Raw genomic sequence first — 22,091 nt, forward strand, 5'->3', positions numbered from 1 at the left:
ATTCCTGTCGGCAACCGCTTCATCGAGCCGCAAGACCGCAACTCCGTCGGTTTCCACGCACAGATTGATGAGGTCCCCATGAACGCATCCCTCGACCCCACGGCCGCAGAGTCAGGATCCACGGCCGCCGTCGGTCCGGAGCGGGTGTCCTTGGTGCAGTTGGCGGCGCGGAGCGGGGGCGCGCTGTCGCCCGCTCTGACCCGTGCCGTGTCGAACGGCGTCGAACGGACCGGTCCGGGACGGGTCGCGGTCGCGGCCTTCCAGTCCTCCGTCTGACACCGCCCGAATCCGGCCGATCCCTGTGACCGTCATGGGCCGACCGCTCCTGCCCCTGCGCCAGTTCGTGCTGAAGATGCACAGTCGCTGCGATCTCGCGTGCGACCACTGCTACGTGTACGAGCACGCGGACCAGAGCTGGCGCGGCCGGCCCCGGGTGATGTCGGACCTCGTCCTGCGCGCCACGGCGGAACGCGTCGCCGAGCACGCGAAGACCCATGGGCTCGCCGCCGTGCACGTGGTGCTGCACGGCGGTGAGCCCCTTCTCGCGGGCCGCACCCGGCTGCGCGCGGCCGCCGTGGAACTGCGCGCCGCCCTCGACGGCGTGTGCGAGCTGGATCTGCGGATCCACACCAACGCCGTCACGCTCGACGAGCGGTTCCTGGATCTGTTCGACGAGTTCGGCATCAAGGTCGGGGTCTCGCTGGACGGCGACCGCGCCGCGAACGACCTGCACCGGCGCTACGCCGACGGACGCAGCAGCCACGACCGGGTCCTCAGGGCCGTCGCCCTGCTCGGCCTTCCCCGCTACCGCCACCTCTTCGCGGGTCTGCTGTGCACCATCGACCTGCGCAACGACCCGGTCGCCGTCCACGACGCGCTGGCCGGACTCGCCCCACCCCGCGTCGACTTCCTCCTCCCACACGCCACCTGGGACGAACCCCCGCCGCGTCCCGGGGACGACGTCGACGGCACCGCGTACGCGCGCTGGCTGCTGGCCGTCCACGACCGCTGGACCGAGACCGGACGGCCCATGGAGGTCCGGGTGTTCGACTCGGTCCTGCGGACCCTGCGCGGCGAGAGCAGCCTGACCGAGTCGCTGGGGCTGGACCCGGCCGACCTCGCCGTGATCGAGACCGACGGGACCTTCGAACAGGCCGACTCCCTGAAGACCGCCCACGCCGGGGCCCCCGCCACCGGCCTGGACGTGTTCGCCCACTCCCTGGACGAGGTCGCCGCGCATCCCGGGATCGTGGCCCGGCAGCAGGGCCTCGACGGGCTGGCCGCGCAGTGCCGTTCCTGTCCGGTGGTGCGCTCCTGCGGCGGGGGGCTGTACGCCCATCGCTACCGGTCCGGCGGCAGCGGATTCGGCAACCCCTCCGTGTACTGCTCCGACCTGCTGTCCCTCATCACCGACCTCCGGGACCGTCACATGACCGACCAGTCCGTACAACCCGCGCTCACCGAGGACCACTTGGACGAGCTGGCCACGGGGTGCGGTTCGGACACGACCGTGGACCTGCTGGGCCGCCACCAACTCGCCCTGGTCCGCGAGCTGCTGGGCCATGTGCGGCACACGACGACGCGCACCCCGGCGGGCGAGGACGCCGAGGGCGCGGAGGAGGCGTGGGAGACACTGACCGCCCTCGACAGCGCGGCCCCCGAGGCCGTGGACTCGGTCCTGACCCACCCCTATGTACGGCCCTGGGCGCTCAGCTCCCTCGGGGTCCGTCCGCAGCCGCGACCGGCGGCGGGGAAGGCCGGAGAGGCGGGAGGGACGGCACCGGCGGAACCGGCCGGGGGCGGCAGCGAGACGGCCGGGACGGCCACCCGCGGGATCGCGGAGATCGCCGCCGCCGCCGCGGTGCGCGCCGGGCGCCCGGCGGCGGTCGTCGTCCCGGTCCACGACGGGCTGCTGCGGCTGCCCTCGCTCGGCACGCTGGCGGTGGGGGCGGGCGCCGGGCGCGCCGTGGTGCGCGCGGGCGCCGACGGCTTCACGGTCCACGCGGACGACCGGACGTACACCGTGACCCGCGACGAGCCCGGGGACCCCGCCTGGCGGGGGAGCCGGCGGTTCGAGCTGGACGGCTGGTCCGTGACCCTGGAGGACACCGACCCCTGGCGAGCCTGCCACGGGCATCCGGCGCACCCCCGGCTCACCGAGGGGGAGGCCGAGGCGTGGCGGGCCGACCTCACCCGGGCCTGGGCCTGGATCCGCCGCGAACTGCCCCGCTACGCACCGGGGATCGCCGCGGGGCTCCGGGTGATCACCCCGCTCCTGCCCTCCGCCGAGGGCGCCGACATCAGCTCGGCGGCCCGTGACGCCTTCGGTGCCGTGGCCATCGCACGCCCCGCCGAGCCCGAGACGCTGGCGCTGCTCCTCGTCCACGAGTTCCAGCATGTGAAGCTGGGCGCGGTCCTGGACCTGGCGGACCTGTACGACCCGGCGTGCGACACGCTGTTCTACGCGCCCTGGCGCCCCGACCCGCGCCCCTTGGAGGGGCTACTGCAAGGGACGTACGCCCATCTCGCGGTGGTCGACTTCTGGCTGGCCCGGTGGCGGAGCGGGGATGAGTGCCGGGCCGAGACCCAGTTCTCCCGGTGGCGGGACCAGACGGCGGAGGCGGTGGAGACCCTGGCGGGGTCGGGAGCGCTGACGGAGGCCGGGGAACGGTTCGTCGCGGGGCTCCGGCGGGCGCTGCCGGCGGACGAGGTGAGCGCGGGCGCCCGGCGGGCGGCCCGGCAGGTGGCGGAAGAGCACCGGCGGGCCGTTCTGCCGTAGGGGGAGTGGAGTGGTCCCTGCTTCCGCTTATGTGTTCGAGGGTCGCGCAATCCGCGGCCGGAGCGGGGACATTGGGCCCGTTCGTCATATTCCACGTGACCCTGCCCCCTTCCTACACTGAGGAAAGTCACCGGGCATCGGGGGGCACGGGTGCGAGGAGATGCGGCCAACGGGGGCGGAAGCCCTTATTTCTTCCTGAGTTATGCGCACACCCCGCGCAACGACACCGGTGACACCGATCCGAACATCTGGGTGAAGAAGTTGTACGACGGGCTGTGCGCCCACATCATGCAGATGACCGATCTGCCGCGCGGCGCACGCGCCGGGTTCCTGGACCAGGGCATGGCGGTCGGCACCCGCTGGACGGACGAACTGTCGGAGAACCTCGCGCGCTGCAAGGTGTTCGTGCCGCTGTACTCGCCGCGGTACTTCATCAGCGAGCAGTGCGGCCGGGAGTGGTGGGCCTTCTCCCAGCGGCAGATCAGCCACCGGGCACGCGGCGGGGCCGCCCGGGAGCACGCGATCATCCCCGCGTTATGGGTGCCCGTGGAACCCGTACAACTGCCGCACGCGGCGAAGGACCTGCAGTTCAACCATGTGTCCTTCGGCCAGGACTACGCGGAGGAGGGGTTCTACGGGCTGACCAAACTCCGGTACCTGCGCGACGAGTACGAGCGGGCCTTGTACCGGCTGGCCAAACAGATCGTGCACGTGGCCAAGGTCACCGAGCTGGACGAGGGGCAGACGTACGACGAGTACGAGTCGCTGCCCAGCGCGTTCGGCGCCTCGGGGCACCCCCCGGAGTTCGACATCACGGTCCTCGCGTGCACCCGCTCCGACCTGCCCCCGGGCCGTGAACCCGACTGCTACGGCCCGCTGCCGCGCGACTGGAACCCGTACCACCCGGCGTCGGCCCGGCCGCTCGGCGAACACGCGGCCGACCTGGTGCGCACCATGGACTACAAGGTGAACATCGGGGACTTCGAGAAGGACGCCGACCGGCTGCTCGGGCCCGGCCCGCCCCGGGCGCCCGGACTGCTGCTGCTCGACCGGTGGGCGCTGGGCTCCGCCAGGGGCCGGGAACTGCTGGACCGGCTGTGCGAGGAACAGCGGCCGTGGATCAGCGTGATGATCCCCAGGTGCGAGGACGACGCCGGTCCGGGCCGGGAGAAGAGGCTGACGGCACTCACCGAGAAGGCGCTGGCCGCACGCATGACGGAGGGCAGCGGGCACCGCACCCTCAACGGCGGCATCCGCACCCTGGACGCCTTCGGCAACGAACTGCAGACGGCCGTGAAACAGGCCGTCGCCTCCTACGAAGCACACGCGCGGACCTATCCGCCGGCGGGACCCCGTATCGCGCCCCCGCGCCTGCGGGGCCCGGCGGACCTGGGCGGCTAGCGCCCGGGGCCACCGGGACGTACGGGAGCAGGGAGCACGGGAGCACGGCAAGGGCGGGGCGGGTCGGACAGGGCGGAGGACGGCAGGCCATGACGGAGAACCGCAACGGCACGGTGATCACGTTCTACTCGTACAAGGGCGGCACCGGGCGAACGATGACGCTCGCGAACGTGGCGTGGATCCTGGCCGCGGGCGGACACCGCGTCCTGGCCGTCGACTGGGACCTGGAGGCCCCCGGCCTGCACAAGTTCTTCCACCCCTTCCTCAACCCCGCGCTGCTCCGGGCGACCCCCGGACTGAGCAACCTCATCGGCGACTACCGCCGCGAGGCACTGCGCGACCTGCCCGGCCGCGCCCCGGACTGGCACCGCCGCTACGCCCGGGTCCGGCCGCACGCGCTGACGCTGGACTGGTCGTTCCCCGAGGGCGGCAGCCTGGACTTCCTGTCCGCCGGCCGCCGGCACGACGACTATCCGATGATCGGCAACATGGACTGGGAGCTGTTCTACGCCAGTTACGGCGGCGGCCGGTTCTTCGAGGCGATGCGCGCGGACATGCGGCGCCACTACGACTACACCCTGATCGACAGCCGTACCGGCCTCAGCGACCTCGCCGACGTCTGCACCGTGCAGATGCCCCACACCCTCGTCGTCTGCTACACCCTCAGCGGCCAGAGCATCGAGGGCGCCGCCGCCGTCGCGCAGAGCGTCCGGGAGCGGTTCGGCCACAAGGGCATCCGCATCCTGCCCCTCGCCATGCGCATCGACCTCGGGGAGAAGGACAAGCTCGACGCGGGACGGGCCCTGGCCCGCGAGCGCTTCGCCGGGCTCCCGGCCGGCCTGGACGGCGAGCGGCTCACCGACTACTGGTCGTCGATGGAGGTCCTCTACCAGCCGTACTACGCCTACGAGGAGATCCTCGCGGCCTTCGGCGACCCGCCGAAGACGGCCAACTCCATGCTGAGCGCCTGCGAACGGGTCACCTCCGTCATCACCGAGGGCCGGGTCACCCGGCTGCCCCTGATCGGCGAGGAGAAGCGGGCCCGGTACAAGGCCGCCTACACCCGGCGGCGGCCGCTGCCCGTCTCCCGGCTGGTGCTGTACTACGTCTCCGAGGACCGGATGTGGGTGGACTGGCTGGAGTCGGTGCTGCGGGACGCGGGCTTCGAGGTGGTGCCCATGGACGTCCGGGAGCTGCCGCAGGACGCCGGCGGGCTCCCCGGGGACGACGACCGCACGGGGACCGGTGCCGTGCACCCGGACACGGACGACGACTCGGAACGGCTGCTCGCCGTGGTCTCCCCCGCCTTCCTCAACTCCCGGCGGGCCCGCAGGGCGTGGGACGACGCGGTACGCGCCGGGGGGCGCAAGCCCCGGAACCGGCCGGTGGCGGTGCGGGTCGACGACGTCCGGCTCAGCCTGCCGCACTCCGGCCGGGGCGCCATCGACCTGACCCGGCTGGACGAGGAGCGGGCGTACACCACGCTCCTGACCGGCCTCGACCACCCGGACATCCTGCCGGGGCCCCCCGGCGGCGCCGCGCGCTTCCCCAACACCGGCACGCGGATCTCCAACGTCCAGCCCCGCTACCCGTGGTTCACCGGTCGCTCGCCGATCCTGGACCGGCTGCGTGAGCGCCTGGTCAGCGGCCGCTCCGGCCAGCGGCTGCCGCAGGTGTTGCACGGTCTGGGCGGGGTGGGCAAGTCCCAGCTGGCCCGCGAGTACGCGCACCGGTTCAAGGCGGACTACGACCTGGTGTGGTGGATCGACGCCGAACAGCCGGACCTGGTCCTGCCGAAGGTGGCCGCGCTCGCCCAGGAGCTGGACCTGCCCGTGGGTGACGACGTGGCGGAGGCGGCCGAGGCGGCCATGGCCGCGCTCCGGCAGGGGGACCCGTGCGAGCGGTGGCTGCTGATCTTCGACAACGTCCCCGACCTGGACAAGGCTCTGCACCTCTTCCCGGAGCGTTCCGGGCCCCTGCCCGACCACGTCTACGGCCATGTCCTGGTCACCACCCGGGCCCGGCCCGCGTCGACCGCGGTCCAGTCGCTGGAGATGGAGGTCTTCACCCGTGAGGAGAGCGTGGAGCACCTGTGCCGCCGGGTCCCGGGACTGCGCGAGGACGACGCGGACCGGGTCGCCGACGCGCTGGGCGACCTGCCGCTCGCCGTGGAGGTGGCGGCGGCCTGGCTGGAGACGACGGCCACCCCGGTGCAGGAGTACATCGAGCAGCTGAGGGAGCAGTCCACACGGGTGCTGTCCGTGCAGGAGGCCGTGGACGCGGTCGAGTACCCGTCCTCCGTGGGCGCCACCTGGAACATCTCCATCGCCCGGCTGCGCGAGGAGTCACCGGCCGCCGCCCGGCTCCTGGAACTGTGCGCCTTCTTCGCCGCCGAGCCCATCTCGATGTCCCTGATCAGCAGCGACGCGATGATCGACGCGCTCCTGCCGTACGACCGGGACCTGCGGGCGCGCTACATGCTCGGCCGCGTCACCCAGGCCCTGAACCGTCTCGCGCTCGCCAAGGTCGACTCGGCCGACAACTCCATCCAGGTGCACCGGCTGGTGCAGGCGGCGGTGCGGGACAGCCTGGACGACGAGCAGCATGTGCAGACCATGCACGAGGTGCACCGCATCCTCGCCGCCGCGCGGCCCAGCGAGGGTGCCGTGGACGATCCCGCGCAGTGGCCCGGCCTTGAGGTGATCTGGCCCCATCTGACCCCATCGAACATCCGTTCCTGCACCAAGGACGAGCCGCGCCAGCTGATGGTGGACCGCGTCCGCTACCTGAACAGGCGCGGCGAACTGCAGGCCGCGCGAACCCAGGCCACCCAGCTGCACGAGCTGTGGACCGAGGCGTTCGGGGACCGGGACGACGAGCAGATCCTCAACCTGCGCTTCCAGCTCGCGAACGTCCTGCGGGCCCAGGGCGACTACCAGGCCGCCGTCGCCATGGACGAGAGCACCCGGGACGGCAGGCGGCGGCTGTTCGGCGAGGCTCATCCCACCGTCCTCATCGCCTCCGGCAGCGTCGCCGCCGACTACCGGGCGCTGGGCCGCTTCAAGGAGGCCCTGGAGCTGGACACACGGATCCACCAGGGCTTCGCGGCCGTCTTCGGCGAGGACCATCCGAGGACGCTGTCCGCCGCCAACAACCTCGCCATCGACTTCCGGCTCGCCGGTGACAGCGAGGCCGCGCGCCGGCTCGACGAGGACACGGTCCGCCGCCGTACCGCGCTGCTGGGCCCGACGCACCCGTACACCCTCGCCACCAAGGGGCTCCACGCGCGCGACCTGCGCGACCTCGGCGACTACCGGACCTCCGCCGAGTTCCTGCGCGAGGTGCGCGAAGGGTTCGAGCAGGTGTTCAACCCGGGGGTGCCCGAGGTCCTCCAGGCCGACAAGAGCCTCGCCGTCTCCCTGCGCAAGGCCGGCCGTACCGCCGAGGCGCTGCGGATCACGGAGGAGACCTGGAGGACGTACGCCCGCTACCACGACCGCTACGGCAGCACGATCCCGGAGGTTCTCGCGTGCGGGCTCAACCTCGCCGCGGACTACTACGCCACGGATGCCGAGGACGGTCCCGCGCGGGCGGTCCGCCAGGTCGAGGAGGTGCTCGACGGGTACCGGGACTCGTTCGGCGCCGAACACCCGTTCACCATGTACTGCTTCAACAACCTCGCCATGTACCACCGGGCCCTCGGCAACACGGAGACGGCCGAGGAGCTGAGCCGTCACGCCCGCGACTGTCTGGCCGCCACCCTCGGGGACGACCACCCGTCCGTCCTGTCCGCCGGCCTCAACCTGGCCAACACCTACGGGGACCGGGGGCTGCACGAGAGGGCCGAGCACTGGGAGCGCCGGGCCGTGGACGGGCTGCGCCGGCGGTTCGGCCCCGACCACCCCGATGTGCTGGTCGGCATGGGCAATCTGGCGGTCACCCTGCGGGACACCGGCCGGGAGGAGGCCGTGCAGCTCCAGGAGAAGGCGGTGAACCGGCTGACCCATCTGCTGGGCAGAACCCACCCGGTCACCACGCTGGTCCGTTCCTGGCAGCGCGTCGGACGGGATCTGGAGCCGCATCAGATCTGACGCGGGGCGCGTGCGGCTGCGGGGGCGCGCGGCTACGGGCGCGCGTCCGCGTGGGCTGCGGGGGCGCGTGGGCTGCGGGGGCGCGTCCGCGTGCGGCGCGCTGTGGCTACACGGCCACCAGCGGGGCGTCCTCGCGCCACTTGAGGATCTTGTCGAAGCTGACGACCGCGCCGCCGTGGCCCGGTTTGTTGCCGATGTGGACGTGGTCGGCCAGTTCGCGGATGAGACAGAGCCCGCGGCCGCTCTCGGCGTCCGTGTGGGCCTGGGCCGGGCGGACGGGGTGGCGGTGCGGGAAGCCGGGGCCGGAGTCCGCGACCTCGATACGACACTTCTCTCCGTCCAGGTAGGCGGTGACCCGGTACGCCTCGGTGGTGGCGCCGGCCGAGAGCCCACCGCCGTGCTCGACAGCGTTGGCGCAGGCCTCGCTGAGGGCGACGGATAGGTCGTAGGAGACGTCCGGGTCGACACCCGCCGTCTCCATCGTGCCGATCAGCAGCCGCCGGGCGAGCGGCACGCTCGCAGCCTCACGCCGCAAATGGAGTGACCACCAGATGCTCATGCTCCAGCCTCCCGGCCGCGGCTCGACATACCGTTACGTATTGCCGCCGAGAGCACCGCGCAATCGCCCGGACGCTGTCTGTCCGCCCATACGGCGGATGCGGCCCCCGCACATTCGGTGTATGCGGACCGAACCCTTCCGAATCACCTGTCCCTCCGTGCACACAAGGCCACGGCTTTTGGCGCGCCGCGACCCCACTCCCACCCCCGTCACGCCCGCACCCCCACCTGAACACCGCCGCCCTCGCCCCCGTACCTCCCGCCATGAACCCGCCGAACCCAGCGGAGCGCCCCGGTGCGATGATGGGCCCGCCATGACTGCCCCCCGCCCCCACCGGCCGACCACCCCGCGCCCCGTGCGCGCCGGAGGTGAACTCCGGTTTCCACGAGCCGCGGTGTTCGCCGCGGTCTGCGTCGCGCTGGCCGGGGCCGGACACGCGCTCGCCTCGTGCGCGGCGATCCCGCTGTGGACGCTGGGTATCGGCTTCGCCGGCGTCTTCGCCGTCGCGGCCGCTCTGGCCGGAGGGGAACGCTCCCTGCCGGGCATCGCGGCGACCCTGGCGGTGGGCCAGACCCTGCTGCACGCTCTGTTCGGACTGGGCCAGCACGGGCCGACGGCCGCGTCACGGACCGCGGAGGCCATGGACGCGGCGCTCGTGGAGCGCGCCGCCCGCTTCGTGTGCGGCACGACCGCGGCGGCCCTGAGCCCCGCGCAGGCCCAGCGGATCCTCGTCGAGGCCGGGGTGGGCGGCACACACGCCGCGCACGCCCCGGCAGACACCATGACGACCGTGGCGGGCTCCCCCGCCACCCTCCTGCCGTCGCTGCCCATGATGCTCGGCCATGTGCTCGCGGCCGTGGCCGCCGGCTGGCTGCTCCGCCACGGCGACCTCGCACTGCTCCGCCTGGCCCGCCTGTCGGGCCAGGAGCCGCTCGTACGGTCCCTGCGCGGCGCGCTCGCGCTGGCGCTGGCCCTGCGCTCCGGGCTCCCGAGCGCGCCGGAGGCCGTTCCCCGCGCCCCGCGTGCCGGGTACTCGGCGCCCGCGACCCTGCGGACGACCGCCCTCCAGCACACGCTCGTCCGGCGCGGACCACCGGCCGCCGCATCCGCCTTCGCCCTCGCCGCCTGACACGACGCCCGCTCACTCCACACCTGGGAGGGGAGTCGTCGACGGCGTCGAGACACGCGCCGCATCCGCATCCACCTCAGCTCCCGGTCCCTGGCTTCTCGCTTCGGGCTTCGGGCTTCGGGCTCGGCCCCGGCTGCCGCGCGCGGCGCGCGCACCCCTCGTCCCCTCTCTTCTTCCTCCTCACTGTGGAGTGTCACCAGTCATGAAGGCTTCTCGTATCGCCGCCGTCGGCGCCCTCGCCGGTTCGGCCGTCCTCCTCCTGTCCGGCCCCGCGTTCGCGCACGTCAGCGTCGCGGCGGAAGGCACCGCGGCCAAGGGCGGGTACGCGACCGTCAACTTCAAGGTCCCCAACGAGCGCGACGACGCCACGACCACCAAGCTCGAGGTGAACTTCCCGACCGACCACCCGCTCGCCTCGGCCCAGCCGGAGGCCATCCCGGGCTGGGACATCAAGGTCACCAAGGCCAAGCTCGCCAAGCCGGTCGAGCTGCACGGCGAGCAGATCGACGAGGCCGTCTCCAAGATCACGTGGACCGCCGACGGGGCCGGCATCAAGGCGGGCTTCTTCCAGAAGTTCCCGGTCTCCATCGGCCAGCTTCCCGAGAACACCGACGAACTGGTCTTCAAGGCGATCCAGACGTACTCCAACAAGGAGGTCGTCCGCTGGATCGAGGTGCCCAAGGACGGCGAGGAGGAGCCCGACAACCCGGCCCCCGTGCTCGCCCTCTCGGCCGCCTCCGGGGACCACCACGGCTCCGGCGCCTCCACCGCCTCCGACGAGTCCGAGGACGCCGACGACGCCAAGGCCGCGTCGAAGGAGACCGCCGCCGCCGCGCCCGCCGACACGAGCGACACCACCGCCCGCGTCCTCGGCGTCGTCGGCATCGTCGTCGGCGCCGCGGGTGTCGCCTACGGCGTGCTGGCCGGCCGCCGGCGCACGACCGTCTGAGCCTCCGGCTTCCCGGCCCCTCCCCCTCGGCGCGCACGTGCAGTCCCCGTGCGCGCCGGGGCTCGAACCAACTGGACATTTTCCTATGCGCACGAACAAGAAGAAGACGTTCGCGGCCGGAGCCCTGCTGGTCGCGGCCGTCCTCGGGCTCTCGGCCTGCGGCACGGGCGACAGCTCCACGACGTCGGTCGCCGAGGTCTCCGACACCGGCCCCCAGAAGCCCTACACGGTCCTCGACCAGCCGTTCACCAAGCCGGATCTGGTCCTCACCGACACGAGCGGCAAGCCGTACGACCTCCGCGAGGAGACCGAGGGCAAGCCGACACTGATCTACTTCGGCTACACCAACTGCCCCGACGTCTGCCCGCTGACCATGAACAACCTGGCGGTCGCGAAGAAGGAGGTGGCGAAGAAGGTCCCGAAGTCGGATCTGGCGAACCTCCGGCTGGTCTTCGTCACCACCGACCCCGAGCGGGACACCCCGACGGAACTCGGCAAGTGGCTCAAGGGCATCGACCCCGAGATCGTCGGCCTGAGCGGCGACTTCGACGACATCCAGAAGGGCGCCCTCAAGCTCGGCATCTCCATCAACCCGCCGACCAAGAACAAGAACGGCAAGGTCGTCTCCGAGCACGGCACCCAGGTCATCGCGTTCTCGCCGAAGACCGACGGGGGCTATGTGCTGTACGACGAGGAGGCCACCGTGCAGGACTACGAGAGGGACCTGCCGAAGCTGCTCAAGGGCGAGAACCCGTGAGGCCTCGGCTCGTCGGCCCCGTCCTGGTCACCACGGCGGTGCTCGTCCTCGCCGGGTGCGGTTCCGGTGACTCCTCTTCCTCGGCCTCCGACGCGAAGCTGTCCGTGAAGTCCGCGTACATGCCGCAGCCCGTCACGGACTCCCTGGCCGCCGGTTTCCTCGTCATCCGTAACGACGGCGGCACAGCGGACGAGCTGACCTCCGTCACCAGCGACATCGCCCAGGACGTCACCGTGCACGAGACGGACGGGCAGTCGATGCAGGAGATCAAGGGCCTGAAGGTCCCCGCCGACGGCGAACTCGTGCTCAAGAGCGGCGGAAACCACCTGATGTTCGAGAACCTGAAGCGCAAGCCGAAGGAAGGCGAGACGGTGTCCCTTCGGTTGAACTTCACCAAGTCCAAGGCCATCACGGTCGAGATGCCCGTGAAGTCGGCGACGTACCAGCCGACCAGCGGGCGCTGAGGGAGGGAGCACCGTGAGCCGGTTGAGGCCGTTGCTGTTGCTGTTGTTCGCCGCCGTCGGAGTGCTGCTCGCCGGTGCCGTGCCCGTCTCCGCGCACGCCGCGCTGACCGGCAGCGACCCTCAGCAGGGATCGGTGATCCAGGACGCACCGGACCAGGTGTCGCTCACCTTCTCCGAGAACGTCGCGGTGTCCGACGGCGCGGTGCGCGTGTACGACCCCAAGGGCAAGGAGGCCGACACCGGCAAGGTCACCGAACTGGGCGGCAACAGCTACTCGGTCGGCCTGCACTCGGGCCTGCCCGACGGCACCTTCACCGTCACCTACCAGGTCGTCTCGGCGGACAGCCACCCCGTCTCCGGTGCCTTCACCTTCTCCGTGGGAGCGCCCTCCAAGACGACGGTCGCGGTACCCGAGCAACAGGTCGGCGGCGGGGTCGTCGGCGGTCTCTACGGGTTCGCGCGCTACCTCTCGTACGCCGGCTTCATCCTGCTGGTCGGCGGCGCGGCCTTCGTGCTGGCCTGCTGGCAGCGCGGTGCCGGCGTACGGCCCGTGCAGCGGCTGGTGGTCGGCGGCTGGCTCACGCTGACCACCGCCACCCTCGCGATGCTGCTGCTGCGCGGCTCCTACACCGGCTCCGGCAAGCTCGGCGACGTCTTCGACCTCGACCTCCTGGGCCAGGTCCTCCAGACGAAGACGGGCGCCGCCCTCGTCTCCCGCCTGCTGCTGCTCGCCGCGGCGGCACTGTTCATCGCGGTGCTGTTCGGCGCGTATGCCCGCCGGGACGAGGAGATCGAGGAGAGCGAAAGCAGCAAGGAGAGCGAGGGCAGCGAGGAGGGAGCCGTCGGAGGCCGGACCGTCGAGGCCGGTGACGCCTCCGAGGGCGCCGACGACGCTGACGACGCTGACGACGCTGACGAGAGCAAGGACGAGGGCGGCGACGAGGACGAGGGCGGGAACGACGACTCCTTCCGGCGGGACCTCACCTTCGGGCTGGCCATCGGCGGGGGCGTGGTCTCCGCCGGTCTCGCCGCGAGCTGGGCGATGGCCGAACACGCCTCGACGGGCATCCAGACGGGCATCTCGATGCCCGTCGACATCCTGCACCTGCTGGCGGTCGCCGCCTGGCTGGGCGGCCTGGCGACACTGCTCGTGGCACTGCTCCGGGCACCGGTGGACGCACAGATCGAGACCGACGCCGTACGGCGGTTCTCGCGGGTCGCGTTCGGCAGCGTGCTCGTACTGACCGCGACCGGGATCTATCAGTCGTGGCGCCAGGTCGGCACCTGGTCGGCGCTGACCGGCACCTCGTACGGGCAACTGCTCCTGGTGAAGATCGGCCTGGTCGCCGTACTGGTCGGGATCGCGTGGATTTCCCGCCGGTGGACCGCGCAGCTCGCGGAGGCAACGACGGACGCCGCGGAGGACGAGGGAGCCGCTGAGAAGGAGCCGGCGGCCGCACGTGCCGCCGTCGGGTCCGCGGGGAGCGCGGGCGGTGGCGCCGGAAAGGCCGCCGACAAGAGTTCCGAGCGCGCCGCTCAGCTCGCCCGCCAGCAGGCGGCGGTGGCGAGCACACGCGAGAAACGCCTGCGGAACGCGGATCCCGGCCGTACGGGGCTTCGCCGGTCGGTGCTGGCGGAGGCGGGCGTCGCCGTCGTCCTGCTCGCCGTCACGACGGCACTGACCGCTGCCGAGCCCGGACGCACGGTGGAGGAGGCCAAGGCGGCCAACGCCGCCGTGCGGCAGGAGAACGAGACGGCCGGCGCCTTGGCGCTGGACATGTCCTTCGACACGGGGGGCAAGAACGGCAAGGGCGTGGCCCGGCTGCAGATCGACCCCGCGCGCGTGGGCGCCAACGAGATGCACGTCTACGTCCAGGGCCCCGACGGCAAGCCCTTCGACGTCCCCGAGGTGAAGGTCGCCTTCACCCTGGAGGCCAAGAAGATCGGTCCCCTGCCCGTCGTCCCCGACCGCGTCACCACCGGCCACTGGACGGCGAACGGCGTGCAGATCCCCATGGCGGGCGACTGGAACATCGAGATCACCGTACGGACATCTGAGATCGACCAGGTGACCGTCAGCAAGAACGCGAAGATCGGCTGAAACACACCATGGCTGACCAGAACCTGGTCGAGAACGACCCCGCCACCCCGGAAGGGGCGCGGGGCCCGCGAGGGGCGCGGAAAAGCGCCGAGCATGTGGCCGGCGCGGCACGGGCGCGAGCGGCCGAGGACGCGTCACAGCCGCCGTCCGGCCCTTCCGATTCGGGACGCGACGACAACAGCCCGGCCGCCGATGGAGCGATCTCGCGTCGTCTGCTGCTGGGCACCGCCGGCGCGACCGGCCTCGTGCTGGGTGCGGCAGGTGCCGCCGCCGGTTACGCGGCCGGATCCTCGTCCTCCTCGTCCTCCTCGGGCGAGAAGGTCACACCGCTCTCCTCCCTCGGCGCGGGGGAGGAGAGGTTTCACGTGAAACATCAGCCGGGGATCACCACGCCCCTCCAGGCCCGCGGCCACCTCGTCGCGTTCGACCTGGCCGCCGGGGCGGGGCGCAAGGAGGCGGCCGCTCTGCTGCGCCGCTGGTCGGACACGGCTCGCCGGCTGATGGCGGGCGAGCCCACAGCACAGGACGACACCGATATCGCCCGTGACGCCGGCCCGTCGTCGCTGACGGTCACCTTCGGATTCGGACACAGCTTCTTCGCCCGTACCGGCCTGGAGAAGCAGCGCCCGGAGTCCCTGGATCCGCTGCCCGACTTCTCCTCGGACCGACTCGACCGGGCGCGCAGCAACGGCGATCTGTGGGTGCAGATCGGGGCCGACGACGCGCTCGTTGCCTTCCACGCCCTGCGCGCGATCCAGAAGGACGCGGGCAGCGCGGCCCGGGTGCGATGGCAGATGAACGGCTTCAATCGTTCGCCGGGCGCCACGGCCCACCCCATGACGGCCCGCAACCTGATGGGCCAGATCGACGGCACCCGCAACCCCAAGCCGGCCGAGCCCGACTTCGACGAGCGGATCTTCGTGCCCGCGTCCGCCTCGCCGACCACCTCCGGCGACCCGGCGTGGATGGCGAACGGCTCCTACGCCGTCGTACGCCGCATCCGCATGCTCCTGGACGACTGGGAGCAGCTCTCGGTCAAGGCCCAGGAGGACGTGATCGGACGGCGCAAGTCCGACGGCGCTCCGCTGAGTGGGGGCGAGAAGGCGACCGAGACGACCGCGATGGACCTGGAGAAGACGGACGCCCAGGGCAACCTCCTCGTGCCGATCAACGCGCACGCCCGCATCACCCGCCCCGATCAGAACGGCGGCGCGGCCATGCTCCGCCGTCCGTTCTCCTTCCACGACGGCATCGACGCGAAGGGGGTCCCCGACGCGGGCCTTCTCTTCGTCTGCTGGCAGGCCGACCCCCTCCGCGGCTTCGTCACCGTCCAGCGCAAACTCGACCGCGGCGACGCCCTCTCCAAATTCATCCGCCACGAGTCGAGCGGCCTCTTCGCGGTGCCGGGGGGCGCGGCCGAGGGGGAGTACGTGGGGCAGAGGTTGCTGGAAGGCTGACCGAGGCGGCGTGCGGGCGTCCCCCAGGGCCGTACGTCGCTCTTGGGGCCCGTACGTCGCCCTCAGGGGTGGTGGGGCGACGTGCGTGCGCCGGGGCCCCGCGAGGCCCATTAGGGTGAGCCCATGCCAGCCAGCTACGTGTACCTCGGCCCCGAGGGCACCTTCACCGAGGTCGCCCTGCGCACGCTGCCGGAGTCCGCGACCCGCGAGCTCGTCCCGATGGTGTCCGTGCCCGCCGCACTCGACGCCGTCCGCAACGGCGAGGCCGAGGCAGCGTTCGTCCCGATCGAGAACTCCGTCGAGGGCGGGATCACGACCACCCTCGACGAGCTGGTCGCCGGTGCCCCGCTGATGATCTACCGCGAGGTGCTCCTCTCGATCACCTTCGCGCTGCTGGTCCGGCCGGGCACCAAGCTGTCGGAGATCAAGACGGTCACCGCACATCCGGCCGCACAGCCGCAGGTCCGCAACTGGATGAAGGCCAATCTCTCCCCGGACGTCGTCTGGGAGTCCGCCGCCTCGAACGCCGACGGCGCCCGACTCGTCCAGGAGGGCCGTTACGACGCCGCCTTCGCCGGGGAGTTCGCGGCCGCGCGGTACGGCCTGGAGGCGCTGCAGACCGAGATCCATGACGCGGAGAACGCCCAGACCCGGTTCGTACTCGTCGGCCGCCCCGCCCGGCCCGCCGCCCCGACGGGCTGCGACAAGACGTCCGTAGTCATCTGGCAGCGCGACGACCACCCCGGCGGACTGCGCGACCTCCTCGGCGAATTCGCCGTCCGCGGCGTCAACCTCATGCTGCTGCAGTCCCGCCCGACCGGCGAGGGCATCGGCAACTACTGCTTCGCCATCGACGCCGAGGGTCATATCTCCGACCGCCGCGTGGCCGAGGCGCTGATGGGTCTCAAGCGGATCTGCCTCCAGGTCCGCTTCCTCGGTTCGTACCCGCGTGCGGACGCTGCCACGGCGAAGATCCGGCCCACGTCGGCGGGGACCTCCGACGCCGAGTTCGTGGCCGCGGCGGACTGGGTGGCACGCTGCCAGGACGGCCGGTTCTAGGCGACAGGTTCGAGGGCGGTCGGCTCTAGGGCGGTTGGCTCTAGGGCGGTCGGCTCCAGCACGGCAGGTTCCAGGAGGCCGGTTCGAGGCGGCCGGTTCGAGGCGGCAGGTTCGAGCACGGCAGGTTCGAGCACGGCAGGTTCGAGCACGGCAGGTTCCAGGACAGCTGGTTAGAGGACGGCACCTCGGTCGCAGGGAGGCCGGTGCTCGGACAGCCTGTCGCTGGGCTTCGCGCTTGCGCGTCCACCGCCGGTCCTACCTGCCTATTTTCTTTGTCCACAGAAGTTATCCACAGGGCCGGTTCTCGACCTGGGGACAAGTCGACAACGTATCGCCATGCAGTCGACATATCCCCTTCGCGGACGCCACTCAGTCCACAACCTCGTAGGTCACCCTTCGTCCACGCGTTTCCTCTCGTCAATCCTTTAGAGCGACCCATTCACCCACGAATCCACACGAAAGTGGGCGTGAAGGTGGTTTGAGTCGGGAATCCTCAAGTCGGTCCCGGACTTCCCCCGCGATCTTCCCCGTAGTCCACAGATCTTTCGCACAGCCTGTGGATAACTCTGTGCCACCGCGGACCGCTGTGGACAGTCGAAGCTCAAGTCCCCTGCAACACAAGGGAGTCGAGTCAACCAGGCGCCGCAGCCGCCCCCTCTTTCAGGGGGCCGAACGCCGCTCCATTGACTTTCACCACCCCGGTACACCGCCCCACGACGCCCGCACCCCCCGCCCATCGCCAGTGGCATTCGGTGCAATCACCTACAGAAGGGTCATGGGGCGTATTCGAGTCGTGGGCCGGAACCACGCACCGGTAACCTTGGGGCGTGATTGACCTTCGCCTGCTCCGTGAGGACCCCGACCGTGTGCGCGCGTCCCAGCGCGCCCGTGGAGAGGACGTCGCGCTCGTCGACTCCCTCCTGTCCGCCGACGAGCGGCGCAGGTCCTCCGGCGTCCGCTTCGACGAGCTCCGCGCCGAGCAGAGGTCGCTCGGCAAGCTGATCCCCAAGGCCTCCGCCGAGGAGAAGGCCGAGCTGCTCAAGCGCGCCGAACAGCTCAAGGCCGACGTCAAGGCCGCCGACGCCGAGCGCGACGCGGCCGACACCGAGACCCGTGAACTCCTCCTCCAACTCGGCAACCTCGTCCACCCCGACGTCCCCGTCGGCGGCGAGGAGGACTTCGTCACCCTGGAGACGCACGGCGAGATCCGCGACTTCACCGTCGAAGGCTTCGAACCGAAGGACCACCTGGAGCTCGGCACCATCCTCGGCGCCATCGACACCGAGCGTGGCGCCAAGGTCTCCGGCTCACGTTTCTACTTCCTGACGGGCGTCGGGGCCCTCCTCGAACTCGCCCTGGTCAACGCGGCTATCGCCCAGGCCACCGCCGCCGGCTTCACCCCGATGCTGACCCCGGCGCTGGTCCGCCCGCAGTCGATGGCCGGTACCGGTTTCCTCGGCCAGGCCGCCCAGGACGTCTACCACCTCGACAAGGACGACCTCTACCTGGTCGGCACCTCCGAGGTCGCGCTGGCGGCGTACCACATGGACGAGATCATCGACGCCGACCGTCTCCCCCTGCGTTACGCCGGCTTCTCCCCCTGTTTCCGCCGTGAGGCCGGTTCGCACGGCAAGGACACCCGGGGCATCTTCCGCGTCCACCAGTTCGACAAGGTCGAGATGTTCTCGTACGTCGCGCCGGAGGACTCCCAGGCCGAGCACCAGCGCCTGCTGGACTGGGAGAAGCAGTGGCTGACATCGCTGGAGCTGCCCTTCCGCGTCATCGACGTCGCCTCCGCCGACCTCGGCTCCTCGGCCTCGCGCAAGTTCGACTGCGAGGCGTGGATCCCGACCCAGGGCAAGTACCGCGAGCTGACCTCGACCTCCGACTGCACCGAGTTCCAGTCGCGCCGTCTGCAGATCCGCGTCCGTGACGGCAAGCAGGTCAAGCCGCTGGCCACGCTCAACGGCACGCTCTGCGCCGTCCCGCGCACGATCGTGGCGATCCTGGAGAACCACCAGCAGGCCGACGGCTCCGTCCGCGTCCCCGAGGTGCTGCGCCCGTACCTCGGCGGCCGCGAGGTACTGGAGCCGGTGGCCAAGTGAGCGACGCGGCTGTCACCGGGGGTTCCACGGGCTCCGGGCGGACCGCGACGTCCGAGGCACCCGAGGCACCCGAGATGCGCGAGCCTTCCGCGCAGCCCTCGGGCTTCCCGTACAAGCTGATCGCGACCGACCTCGACGGAACGCTCCTGCGCTCCGACGACTCCATCTCCCGACGCACTCGTGAAGCGCTCGCCGCGGCCACCGCGGCGGGCGCCGCCCATATCGTCGTCACCGGCCGGGCCGTCCCCTGGACCCGCCACATCCTCGACGACCTCGGCTACTCGGGCCTGGCCGTCTGCGGCCAGGGCGCGCAGGTCTACGACGCCGGAGAGCACCGTCTACTCACGGCCGTCACCCTGGACCGCCAGCTCGCCGCCGTGGCCCTGGCAAAGATCGAGACGGCGGTAGGTCCTCTGCATCTGGCGGCCAGCCGGGCGGGCCTGGAGGGCGAGATCCTCGTCGGCCCCGGCTACGCCCTGCACGGTTCCCTCCCCACCACTCCGCTCACGGACGTGTCCGACCTCTGGGCCGCCCCGTTGAACAAGATCTACATACAGCACCCCACGCTGACCACCGACGAACTCGCCGAAGCCTCCCGCCAGGCCGCCGGCGGCTTCGTCTCCGTCGCCATGGCCGGCGAGGGCATCGTCGAGCTCCTTCCCCTCGGCCTCAGCAAGGCCACCGGCCTCTCCCTCGCCGCCCGCCGACTCGGCGCGAAGCGCGCCGACACCATCGCCTTCGGCGACATGCCCAACGACATCCCCATGTTCAACTGGTCCACCCACGGCGTAGCCATGGCCAACGCCCACGTCGACCTCAAGGCCATCGCCAACGAGGTGACCACCTCCAACGACGACGACGGCATCGCCGCGGTACTGGAACGCCTGCTCCCCTAGCCCTGAACACACGCCCCACGACCAGCTCCAAACACACCGAGAGCGCCGCCCGCCGCCACGGGGGCCTGCCGGCCCTACGCGTAACGGGCACGACGAAGCCGACACCACTGGGCTGGGCCACGCGTTCGCCCCTACAGCGGACTGCGGTGAGGCTGCTGCGCGGTGACGAGATCAGGATCGCGGTGACGTCGCGCGGCAGCGGGTTTGGAGCAGACAGCGGTGAACTCGTGCGGTAGCCGTAGCGGTAGCGGTTGAGGGCGCAAGGCAGTGACGCCGACCGGCTTGTACAGGGAGTCGCTGCGCTCACCCAACCGTGCCGCCCACGCACACCTTGCGGCTGGGGCAGCTTGCGGCAGGAGCACCTCTCCGCCGCGCGCTCTCAGGTGGCGCCGGCACCGCTCGTCGGCCAGCGAACAGAGCGCGAAGGAAACCCACCCCGCCCAGCACCAACCATCGCGCCCTCAAGAATGCCCCTAGCCGCAGCACAACCCGGGCGCCCCGCACATACCCCCAGCCCAACAGCTCGGCCAAGTCACAGCGACAGCGAAACGGCGGAGGATGCACGAATCGAACGTGCGCGGGCAAAACCCGACCACGGCTTAGCAAGCCGGTGCCTTACCACTCGGCCAATCCTCCGGGTGGGCGGCCCACGCGAAGATTCGCGCGCTCGAAGCGGCCGCCCCGGGCAACCCCCCGCTGGGGGACGGACTCTTCGGAGGGGTAACTACTCCGGAGCCCGCCGTGGGTTGCCCTGCTGGGAACTCGACCTACTGCGCCTGAAGGACAGCATCGCCGGGCTCCTCTCCCAGTACGTGGCGCCGACTCGATCCGGCGACCTGGACATCAACCACTCTGCCCGGCCGCCGAGTCGCCCGCCATCGAATATTTCCCGCACGAGGCGCCGCCCCCACAGAGGCAGTCACCGTCGGCGCCACCTGCGACGCCGCGCCTTGCTGAAGAACCACCCGGCGGGCGGCTCGTCCGAGCGCCAGGGCTGAGGGTCAGGGGCTTGCCGCCGCCAACGCGCCGCGAGCATCCGGGCCCGCGCCGACGGTTCTGCCGTCTCGGCGTCCCGTATGAAGTCCTCGTCCAGAACGATGTCGTCCCAAGCCGCCGGCCCTGCGGCCGAAACCTCGGCACCCGCCAGGGCTCCGAAATCGGCACCGGCACCAGCGACGGCATCTGAAGCGCGCCCGTCGCGCCGACGGTTACCTGTCCCGGCCCCGACATCGGCACCAGCCCCGGCATCGGCATCGCCAAGGCTTCCGGCGCCCCGTTCCGATCTGCTCCCGGATCCATCCCTGGCGCCCGGTGCACCACCGGAACCCGAATCCCTGTGACCGGCCCCGACGCTCGCTTCCGCTGTGGCACCACCCTCGGCACCCTGTCCGGTCGAGGAGCCCGATCCGTCCCTGACCGTGCCGTCGGTCACCGCCCCCGGCACCTCGCCGCCCTCGGGCGACACCTCAGTTGCCATCCCCGTGCCTCCTGCCTCCTGGTCGCCCCTTCTGGCCGCCTGTCTCCGCGCGTTTTCCGCGGCCCAGTCTGCCTGGACGCGCGTGAAGCGCTGGTCAAGATCGAAAACGGATGGGCCTCCGGGGCTGAACGCCCCGGAGGGTTCCGTCACTCCTCGCCGGCCAGCTTCAACGTCCGCAGTTTCTGCCCCGCGTACCAGGTCGCGCCCGCGGTGACCACGGTCAGCAGGACCACCGCGGTCGGCAGACCCACGTCGGATGTCACGAGACCGCCATCGGTGACTTTCTGAGCCACGGCGAGCGCCCACTGCTGCACACTGAGCGTGCGTGCCCCGTCCACCAGGGAACCGAAGAGTGTCTCCCAGACGAGCGCGTACACGAGTCCGAAGACGACCGCGTGCCGGGTGACCGTACCGAGGAGCAGGAACATGGCCGCGTACGCGATCGAGGCGACCAGCGCCGCCACCGTGTAGGCGACCGCGATCTGCTGTCCGTTGCCGTTCAGGATCAGGCCCGCGATCAGCGTCGGGATCGCCGAGAACGCCATGGTCACCGCGATGGCCACGATCAGCTTGGTGAAGATGATCGTCGGCCGCTTCACCGGCTTGGCCAGCAGATACACCACCGAACCGTCGTCGATCTCCGGCCCGATCGCGCCCGTCCCGGCGATGACGCCGATGATCGGCACCATCGTGGCGAGAGCGAACCCGCCGAGGAGGTCCGAGGCAACCTGGTCGTCGGCGCCACTCAGGGCGCGGACGGCCACCGAGAGCAGGATCAACAGAGCAGGAAGCGCACTGAGAATGAGGGCCCGACGGCGGCCGAGCAGAGCCCGGTAGGTGAGCCGGGCGACTGTGGGGTCGTACATG

Annotated in this window: 16 protein-coding genes and 1 tRNA gene; 13 read left to right on the forward strand and 4 right to left on the reverse strand. The window is 71.3% G+C overall.

What is annotated here, in order from left to right; genetic code table 11:
* The first annotated feature begins 78 nt into the window (after positions 1-78).
* From fxsA to fxsT, 4 genes are all read left to right on the forward strand, one after another.
* Positions 79-276, forward strand: a complete 198-nt coding sequence (fxsA, locus tag ACWCRJ_RS19335) for an FxSxx-COOH cyclophane-containing RiPP peptide (protein WP_046915121.1) — start codon at positions 79-81, stop codon at positions 274-276.
* 34 nt (positions 277-310) lie between these two features.
* On the forward strand, positions 311-2,779 hold the full coding sequence (locus tag ACWCRJ_RS19340; RefSeq protein ID WP_450940391.1) for an FxsB family cyclophane-forming radical SAM/SPASM peptide maturase: 2,469 nt from the start codon (positions 311-313) through the stop codon (positions 2,777-2,779).
* Positions 2,780-2,929: 150 nt separating this feature from the next.
* On the forward strand, positions 2,930-4,180 hold the full coding sequence (locus tag ACWCRJ_RS19345; RefSeq protein ID WP_450940392.1) for a TIR-like protein FxsC: 1,251 nt from the start codon (positions 2,930-2,932) through the stop codon (positions 4,178-4,180).
* 89 nt (positions 4,181-4,269) lie between these two features.
* The gene (fxsT, locus tag ACWCRJ_RS19350; RefSeq protein ID WP_450940393.1) at positions 4,270-8,271 is read left to right on the forward strand and encodes an FxSxx-COOH system tetratricopeptide repeat protein; all 4,002 of its coding nucleotides are present in this window, start codon (positions 4,270-4,272) and stop codon (positions 8,269-8,271) included.
* Positions 8,272-8,377: 106 nt separating this feature from the next.
* Here the strand turns inward: fxsT and ACWCRJ_RS19355 are convergent, their stop codons facing one another.
* Positions 8,378-8,830 carry an ATP-binding protein gene (locus ACWCRJ_RS19355; RefSeq protein WP_450940394.1) on the reverse strand — a complete coding sequence of 151 codons (453 nt, stop codon included), beginning with the start codon at positions 8,828-8,830 and terminating at the stop codon, positions 8,378-8,380.
* Between the two features lie 313 nt (positions 8,831-9,143).
* Between ACWCRJ_RS19355 and ACWCRJ_RS19360 the strand changes: the two genes are divergently transcribed.
* The 9 genes from ACWCRJ_RS19360 (at position 9,144) to ACWCRJ_RS19400 (ending at position 19,747) form a co-directional block, all read left to right on the forward strand.
* On the forward strand, positions 9,144-9,959 hold the full coding sequence (locus ACWCRJ_RS19360) for a hypothetical protein (protein WP_450940395.1): 816 nt from the start codon (positions 9,144-9,146) through the stop codon (positions 9,957-9,959).
* A gap of 202 nt (positions 9,960-10,161) precedes the next feature.
* A complete protein-coding gene (locus tag ACWCRJ_RS19365; RefSeq protein WP_450940396.1) occupies positions 10,162-10,908 on the forward strand; it encodes a YcnI family copper-binding membrane protein in 747 nt (248 codons plus the stop codon).
* 85 nt (positions 10,909-10,993) lie between these two features.
* On the forward strand, positions 10,994-11,665 hold the full coding sequence (locus tag ACWCRJ_RS19370) for an SCO family protein (protein WP_450940397.1): 672 nt from the start codon (positions 10,994-10,996) through the stop codon (positions 11,663-11,665).
* On the forward strand, positions 11,662-12,129 hold the full coding sequence (locus tag ACWCRJ_RS19375) for a copper chaperone PCu(A)C (protein WP_450940398.1): 468 nt from the start codon (positions 11,662-11,664) through the stop codon (positions 12,127-12,129). Before ACWCRJ_RS19370 ends, ACWCRJ_RS19375 begins: the two co-directional genes overlap by 4 nt.
* Positions 12,130-12,142: 13 nt before the next feature.
* Complete coding sequence (locus tag ACWCRJ_RS19380; protein ID WP_450940399.1) at positions 12,143-14,230, forward strand: copper resistance CopC/CopD family protein; 2,088 nt, start codon at positions 12,143-12,145, stop codon at positions 14,228-14,230.
* Between the two features lie 8 nt (positions 14,231-14,238).
* On the forward strand, positions 14,239-15,687 hold the full coding sequence (gene efeB / locus ACWCRJ_RS19385) for an iron uptake transporter deferrochelatase/peroxidase subunit (protein WP_450940400.1): 1,449 nt from the start codon (positions 14,239-14,241) through the stop codon (positions 15,685-15,687).
* 123 nt (positions 15,688-15,810) lie between these two features.
* A complete protein-coding gene (gene pheA, locus ACWCRJ_RS19390; RefSeq protein WP_450940401.1) occupies positions 15,811-16,746 on the forward strand; it encodes a prephenate dehydratase in 936 nt (311 codons plus the stop codon).
* Positions 16,747-17,573: 827 nt separating this feature from the next.
* Entirely contained in the window at positions 17,574-18,851 is a 1,278-nt protein-coding gene (gene serS / locus ACWCRJ_RS19395) for a serine--tRNA ligase (RefSeq protein ID WP_450940402.1), read from the forward strand.
* A gap of 74 nt (positions 18,852-18,925) precedes the next feature.
* Positions 18,926-19,747: an HAD family hydrolase gene (locus ACWCRJ_RS19400; protein WP_450940453.1), complete on the forward strand. Its 822-nt coding sequence runs from the start codon at positions 18,926-18,928 to the stop codon at positions 19,745-19,747.
* 552 nt (positions 19,748-20,299) lie between these two features.
* Here the strand turns inward: ACWCRJ_RS19400 and ACWCRJ_RS19405 are convergent.
* The 3 genes from ACWCRJ_RS19405 to ACWCRJ_RS19415 all read right to left on the reverse strand — a co-directional run bounded on the left by ACWCRJ_RS19405 (position 20,300) and on the right by ACWCRJ_RS19415 (position 22,090).
* Positions 20,300-20,383, reverse strand: a tRNA-Ser gene (locus ACWCRJ_RS19405).
* Between the two features lie 283 nt (positions 20,384-20,666).
* A complete protein-coding gene (locus ACWCRJ_RS19410) occupies positions 20,667-21,224 on the reverse strand; it encodes an SGM_3592 family protein (RefSeq protein ID WP_450940403.1) in 558 nt (185 codons plus the stop codon).
* Between the two features lie 146 nt (positions 21,225-21,370).
* Positions 21,371-22,090, reverse strand: coding sequence for an ABC transporter permease (locus ACWCRJ_RS19415; RefSeq protein WP_450940404.1), 720 nt, complete (start codon positions 22,088-22,090; stop codon positions 21,371-21,373).
* Position 22,091: the final 1 nt, after the last annotated feature.

It is taken from the genome of Streptomyces sp. NPDC002324, assembly GCF_053593335.1.

Bases quoted from the DNA above. Each gene is read 5' to 3' on its own strand.
- fxsA (WP_046915121.1), top strand. From the start codon at position 79: ATGAACGCATCCCTCGACCCCACGGCCGCAGAGTCAGGATCCACGGCC.
- ACWCRJ_RS19340 (WP_450940391.1), top strand. From the start codon at position 311: ATGGGCCGACCGCTCCTGCCCCTGCGCCAGTTCGTGCTGAAGATGCAC.
- fxsT (WP_450940393.1), top strand. From the start codon at position 4,270: ATGACGGAGAACCGCAACGGCACGGTGATCACGTTCTACTCGTACAAG.
- ACWCRJ_RS19355 (WP_450940394.1), bottom strand. From the start codon at position 8,830: ATGAGCATCTGGTGGTCACTCCATTTGCGGCGTGAGGCTGCGAGCGTG.
- ACWCRJ_RS19360 (WP_450940395.1), top strand. From the start codon at position 9,144: ATGACTGCCCCCCGCCCCCACCGGCCGACCACCCCGCGCCCCGTGCGC.
- ACWCRJ_RS19365 (WP_450940396.1), top strand. From the start codon at position 10,162: ATGAAGGCTTCTCGTATCGCCGCCGTCGGCGCCCTCGCCGGTTCGGCC.
- ACWCRJ_RS19370 (WP_450940397.1), top strand. From the start codon at position 10,994: ATGCGCACGAACAAGAAGAAGACGTTCGCGGCCGGAGCCCTGCTGGTC.
- efeB (WP_450940400.1), top strand. From the start codon at position 14,239: ATGGCTGACCAGAACCTGGTCGAGAACGACCCCGCCACCCCGGAAGGG.
- pheA (WP_450940401.1), top strand. From the start codon at position 15,811: ATGCCAGCCAGCTACGTGTACCTCGGCCCCGAGGGCACCTTCACCGAG.
- ACWCRJ_RS19400 (WP_450940453.1), top strand. From the start codon at position 18,926: ATGCGCGAGCCTTCCGCGCAGCCCTCGGGCTTCCCGTACAAGCTGATC.
- ACWCRJ_RS19410 (WP_450940403.1), bottom strand. From the start codon at position 21,224: ATGGCAACTGAGGTGTCGCCCGAGGGCGGCGAGGTGCCGGGGGCGGTG.
- ACWCRJ_RS19415 (WP_450940404.1), bottom strand. From the start codon at position 22,090: ATGTACGACCCCACAGTCGCCCGGCTCACCTACCGGGCTCTGCTCGGC.